Consider the following 6,470-nt stretch of genomic DNA (forward strand, 5'->3'; position numbering starts at 1 on the left):
AGTTCCTTCGCGGCCTGGAAGGCGATGTTGGTGTCGAAGTCGGGGGCCAGGGGCCGGTAGGTGGGGTCGTTCTGGTTCTGCCGGTCCACGACCGGGGCCATCCGTTGCAGCGACTGCACGACTTGGTCGGCGGTGACCACTGCGTGCCGGATCCAGTTCGCCAGCAGCTGGGAGGAGATGCGGAGGGTGGCGCGGTCTTCCATCAGGGCGACGTCGTGGATGTCGGGGACCTTGGAGCAGCCGACGCCGGCGTCGATCCAGCGGACCACGTAGCCGAGGATGGACTGGCAGTTGTTGTCGAGTTCTTCCTGCTTCTCGGCCTCGGACCAGTCGGTGTTCGGGGCGAGGGGGATGGTGAGGATCTCGTCGAGGGTGGCCCGCCGGGTGCCCGTCAGCCGGTTTTGGACGGCGACGACGTCGACCTGGTGGTAGTGGGTGGCGTGCAGGGTGGCCCCGGTCGGGGACGGCACCCATGCGGTGTTCGCGCCGGCCTTGGGGTGGCCGATCTTCTGCTCGAGCATCTCGGCCATCAGCTCGGTCATCGCCCACATGCCCTTGCCGATCTGCGCCCGCCCCTGCAACCCGCAGGCCAGACCGGTGTCGACGTTCCAGTCCTCGTAGGCGGTGATCCAGGTCTGCTTCTTCATCTCGGCCTTGCGGATCATCGGCCCGGCCTCCATCGAGGTGTGGATCTCGTCGCCGGTGCGGTCGAGGAACCCGGTGTTGATGAACACCACCCGCTCCGACGCCTCCCGGATGCAGGCGGCGAGGTTGACGGTGGTGCGGCGTTCCTCGTCCATGATGCCGACCTTGAGGGTGTTGGCGGGCAGCCCCAACACCTGCTCGACCCGGCCGAACAGTTCGGTGGTGAACGCGACCTCGTCGGGGCCGTGCTGCTTGGGTTTGACGATGTAGATCGACCCGGTGCGGGAGTTGACCAACGGCCCCGTCTGATCGCCCGTGCTGAGTCCGTGGACGGCGCACAGGGAGGTGATCAGGGCGTCGAGGATGCCCTCGGGGATTTCGGTGCCGTCGCCGTGCAGGATCGCCGGGGTGGTCATCAGATGCCCGACGTTGCGGACGAACAGCAGCGACCGCCCGTGCAGGGTGAGCTCGGACCCGTCCGCGGCGGTGTAGACCCGGTCGCCGTTGAGGCGGCGGGTGAAACTTTTGCCGCCCTTGGTCATCTCCTCGGTCAGGTCGCCGCGGTTCAGGCCCAGCCAGTTGCGGTAGCCGATCACCTTGTCGTCGGCGTCGACGGCGGCGACGGAGTCCTCGAAGTCCATGATGGTGGTGACCGCGGACTCGAGCACCACGTCCTTGACCCCGGCCGCGTCCGTTTGGCCGATCGGGGAGGTGGGGTCGATCTGGATTTCCGCGTGCAACCCGTGGTTGCGCAGCAGCACACTGGTCGGGGCGGCCGGGTCGCCGAGGTAGCCGACGAACTTGCCCGGCTCCGCGAGGCCGGTGATCGTGCCGTCGGCGAGCTGCACGGTCAGGGCGGTGCCGTCGACGGTGTAGCGGGCGGCGTCGGCGTGCGACCCGGTCGTCAGGGGGGCGGCGGTGTCGAGGAAGGTGCGGGCCCAGGCGATGACCTTGTCGCCGCGGACCTTGTTGTAGGAGGCACCGGCCTGCGCGCCGCCGTCGTCGGGGATGGCGTTGGTGCCGTACAGGGCGTCGTACAACGACCCCCACCTCGCGTTGGAGGCGTTCAGCGCGAAGCGGGCGTTGAGGACCGGGACCACCAGCTGCGGGCCGGCGGTCGAGGTGATCTCGGTGTCCACGTTCGCCGTCGACACCGCGAACGGGGCCGGTTCGGGCACCAGGTACCCGATCTCGGTCAGGAACGCCCGGTACTCGGCCGGGTCGATCACGGCGGCGGCCCGGTCGCGGTGCCAGGAATCGATCCGGGCCTGCAGGTCGTCGCGGGTGGCGAGCAGGGCCTTGTTCTTCGGCGCCAGCTCGTCGATCACCTTGGCCGCACCCGACCAGAACCCGTCGGCGTCCACCCCGGTCCCCGGCAGCGCCTCCTCGTTCACGAAGTCGTAGAGCACCTTCGCGACCTGCAGACCGCCGACCTCAACACGCTCAGTCATGAAATGACTCACCTTCCGCACTTGGCAAAACTTCCACGATGCGAAAACACAGTTTCGTATCTTGACATTAAGAAAACCGTGTCCATCGAGTTCTGTCAATAGCGGACGGCCGTACGGTTACAGCGTCACATCCGATCAGCGGTCTTCCTCGCCGATCCTGTGGACGTGGATCAGGTTGGTCGAGCCGACGGTGCCCGGAGGCGATCCCGCGACGATGACGACGAGGTCGCCCCGCTTGTACCGGCCCAGGCCGAGGAGCGCGTGGTCGACCTGATGGATCATCTGGTCGGTCGACTCGACGGGGTCGACGAGGAACGTCTCGGTCCCCCAGGTCAGCGCGAGTTGAGCGCGCACCGCCGGGAGCGGGGTGAACGCCAGCAACGGCAGCGGAGTGTGCAGCCGCGCGAGCCGGCGCACGGTGTCCCCGGACTGAGTGAACGCGACGAGCGCCGCCGCACCCAATCGTTCCCCGATGTCGCGCGCCGCGTAGGACAGCACTCCGCCCTTCGTCCGGGGTACGTGCGCCAGCGGCGGAACGTGCGTGGACTTCTCCTCCACCGCGCTGATGATGCGGCCCATGGTGCGGACCGTCTCCATCACGTGCTTCCCGACGGACGTTTCGCCCGACAGCATGACGGCGTCCGCGCCGTCGAGGACGGCGTTCGCCACGTCGGACGCCTCGGCCCGGGTCGGCCGAGAGTTCTCGATCATCGACTCCAGCATCTGCGTCGCGACGATCACGGGCTTCGCATTCTCGCGGGCGACCTGGATGGCCCGTTTCTGCGCGAGCGGCACCTGTTCGAGGGGAAGTTCGACACCCAGATCGCCGCGGGCGACCATCACCGCGTCGAACGCCAGCACGATGGCCTCGAGGTTGTCGATCGCCTCCGGCTTCTCGAGCTTCGCGATCACCGGGACCCTGCGGCCGACCCGATCCATCACGGCATGGACGAGTTCGATGTCTGCCGCCGATCGCACGAACGACAGGGCGATGAGGTCGACACCGAGACGCAGTGCGAACTCGAGATCGGCGATGTCCTTGCCCGACAGCGCCGGGACCGACACGTTCATCCCCGGCAGCGACACACCCTTGTTGTTGCTGACCGGACCGCCCTCGGTGACCCGGCACACCACGTCGTTGCCGTCGACGTCCGTGACGACCAATCCGATCTTGCCGTCGTCGACGAGCAACCGGTCACCGGGCTCGGCGTCCTCCGCCAACTGCTTGTAGGTGGTCGACACCCGGTCGTGGGTGCCGTCGCACTCGTCGACGGTGATCCGCACGAGGTCGCCGTCCGACCAGACGGTGCTGCCTTCGGCGAAGCGCCCCAACCTGATCTTCGGGCCCTGGAGATCGGCGAGAACACCCACCGCCCGGCCGGTGCGTTCGGACGCGCCCCGCACCCGGAGGTAGTTCTCCTCGTGATCGGAATGTTCGCCGTGGCTGAAGTTGAGCCGTGCGATATCCATTCCGCAGTCGACGAGTTCGCGTATGCGGTCGCCGGTTGCCGTTGCGGGCCCGAGAGTGCACACGATCTTCGCGCGCCTCGCCGATGCGGGCGCCTCCCGGCCGGGTGTGCCGAGGTATTCGGAAACTGTTGCTGTCATCGGATTTTCGATTCCGTTCTAGGCACTGCCGGTGTCGGCGTAGGAGACGGCCGCGGCGCGGACGTCGTCGATGCGGTACCGGTTGGCGGCCTCGACGGCCTTGGAGCGGTCGAGGGTGCCTTCGCCGGCGAGGGCGGACAGCACGGCGACGACGATGGATTCGGCGTCGACGTTGAAGTACCGGCGGGCGGCGGGGCGGGTGTCGGAGAAGCCGAACCCGTCGGTGCCGAGGGTGGTGTACGAGCCGGGCACCCACTGGCGGATCTGGTCGGCGACGGCGCGCATCCAGTCCGAGGCCGCCACGAACGGGCCGGCGGCGTCGGACAGGGCCTGCGTGACGTAGGGCAGCGGGGCGTCGGTGCCGGGGTCGCGCAGGGCCTGCTTCTCCCGTTCGATGCCGTCGCGGCGCAGTTCACCCCAGGAGGTGACCGACCACACGTCGGCGGCCACACCCCACTCGTCGGCGAGCAGTTCCTGGGCCCGCAGGCCCTCCGGCATGGTGACACCGGAGACCAGGATCTGCGCCTTCGGGCCCGATGCCTCGGACTTCTTGAACAGGTACATGCCCTTGAGCAGTCCGTCGACGTTGAGGTCGGCGGGTTCGGCGGGCTGGGAGTAGGGCTCGTTGTAGAGGGTGATGTAGTAGAAGATGTCCTCGCCACCGAACCCGTCCACGCCGTCGGTGCCGCCGTACATCCGGCGCAGCCCGTCCTTGACGATGTGCGCGATCTCGTAGGAGAACGCCGGGTCGTAGGCGACGGCGGCCGGGTTGGTCGAGGCCAGCAGCAGCGAGTGCCCGTCGGCGTGCTGCAGTCCTTCGCCGGTGAGGGTGGTGCGGCCGGCGGTGGCGCCGAGGACGAACCCGCGGGCCATCTGATCGGCCGCCGCCCACAGGCCGTCGCCGGTGCGCTGGAACCCGAACATCGAGTAGAAGATGTACAGCGGGATCATCGGCTCACCGTGGGTGGCATACGAGGTGCCGACCGCGGTGAACGAGGCGGTCGAGCCGGCCTCGTTGATGCCCTCGTGCAGGATCTGCCCGATCTCCGATTCCTTGTAGGCGAGCATCAGCTCCGCATCCACCGCGGTGTACAGCTGCCCGTTGCGGTTGTAGATCTTCAAGGACGGGAACCAGGAGTCCATCCCGAAGGTGCGGGCCTCGTCCGGGATGATCGGCACGATCCGCTTGCCGATCTCCTTGTCCCGCAACAGCTCCTTCATGATCCGCACCAACGCCATGGTGGTCGCGACCTGCTGCTTCCCGGAGCCCTTGCGGACCACGTCGTAGGTCGAGTCCGCCGGCTGCGGCAACGGCGCCGGGCTGGTGCGCCGCTCGGGCAGGAACCCACCCAACGCCTTACGCCGGTCGAGCATGTACTGGATTTCCGGGGCATCGGGGCCGGGGTGGTAGTACGGCGGCATCTTCGGGTCCTTCTCCAACTCTTCGTCGGAGATCGGGATCCGCTGCAGGTCCCGGAAATTCTTCAGATCATCGAGGGTCAGCTTCTTCATCTGGTGGGTGGCGTTGCGGCCCTCGAAGTGCTTGCCCAGGGTGTAGCCCTTGATGGTGTGCGCCAGGATCACCGTCGGCTGCCCCTTGTGCGCCATCGCCGCCGCGTACGCGGCGTAGATCTTGCGGTAATCGTGGCCGCCGCGCTTGAGGTTCCAGATGTCGCGATCCGAGAGGTTCTTCACCAGTTCCTTCGTCCGCGGATCCCGCCCGAAGAAGTGCTCCCGCACGTACCCGCCGTCGTTGGCCTTGTACGTCTGGTAGTCACCGTCGGGGGTGACGTTCATCAGGTTGACCAGGGCACCGTCCCGGTCCGCGTGCAACAGTGCGTCCCACTCGCGGCCCCAGACCACCTTGATCACGTTCCAGCCGGCGCCGCGGAAGAACGACTCCAACTCCTGGATGATCTTGCCGTTGCCGCGGACCGGGCCGTCGAGGCGCTGCAGGTTGCAGTTCACCACAAACGTCAGGTTGTCCAAACCTTCGGTGGCCGCCACGTGCGCCAGGCCGCGGGATTCGGGTTCGTCCATCTCCCCGTCACCCAAAAACGCCCACACGTGCTGATCGGAGGTGTCCTTGATGCCGCGGTCGTGCAGGTAGTGGTTGAACCGGGCCTGGTAGATCGCGTTCATCGGGCCCAACCCCATCGACACGGTCGGGAACTCCCAGAAATCCGGGAGCAGGCGCGGGTGCGGGTACGACGGCAACCCGCCGCCCTGATCGGCGTGCGAGTGTTCCTGCCGGAACCCGTCCATCCGCTCCGCCGGGATCCGCCCCTCCAAAAACGCGCGGGCGTAGATGCCCGGCGAGGCGTGGCCCTGGATGAAGATCTGATCCCCACCCCCGGGATGGTCCTTGCCGCGGAAGAAGTGGTTGAACCCCACCTCGTACAGCGCCGCCGACGACGCATACGTCGAAATGTGACCACCGACCCCGACGCCCGGGCGCTGCGCGCGGGTCACCATCACCGCCGCGTTCCACCGGATGAACGCCCGATACCGGCGCTCGGTCTCCTCGTCACCGGGGAACCACGGCTCGTTCTCCGTCGGGATGGTGTTCACATAATCGGTCGACGTCAACGCCGGCAACGCGACGTGCTTCTCCCCGGCCCGCTCGAGCATCCGCAACATCAGATACCGGGCACGGGTCGGTCCGGACCGGTCCAACAGTCCGTCGAACGATTCCAACCACTCCGTGGTCTCGTCCGGGTCGATATCCGGCAGATAAGACGCAACACCCTCACGGATGACGCGAAC

The 6,470-nt window shown here is 67.4% G+C and carries 3 protein-coding genes; all 3 read right to left on the reverse strand.

The genetic code is table 11. The features are described from left to right. Nucleotides 1–2,096 (reverse strand): malate synthase G (locus ACNJ7E_RS03845; RefSeq protein ID WP_418339175.1); only part of this gene is annotated, 2,096 nt, incomplete at its 3' end. Nucleotides 2,097–2,231: 135 nt separating this feature from the next. Beyond that, nucleotides 2,232–3,704, reverse strand: a complete 1,473-nt coding sequence (pyk, locus tag ACNJ7E_RS03850) for a pyruvate kinase (RefSeq protein WP_418339176.1) — start codon at nucleotides 3,702–3,704, stop codon at nucleotides 2,232–2,234. An 18-nt stretch (nucleotides 3,705–3,722) separates the two neighbouring features. After that, on the reverse strand, nucleotides 3,723–6,470 hold a 2,748-nt coding region (aceE, locus tag ACNJ7E_RS03855), incomplete at its 5' end, for a pyruvate dehydrogenase (acetyl-transferring), homodimeric type (RefSeq protein ID WP_418339177.1).

The organism is Rhodococcus mengyinensis (assembly GCF_048381435.1).
GTDB lineage: Bacteria > Actinomycetota > Actinomycetes > Mycobacteriales > Mycobacteriaceae > Rhodococcus_F > Rhodococcus_F opacus_D.

Bases quoted from the DNA above. Each gene is read 5' to 3' on its own strand.
- pyk (WP_418339176.1), bottom strand. From the start codon at position 3,704: ATGACAGCAACAGTTTCCGAATACCTCGGCACACCCGGCCGGGAGGCG.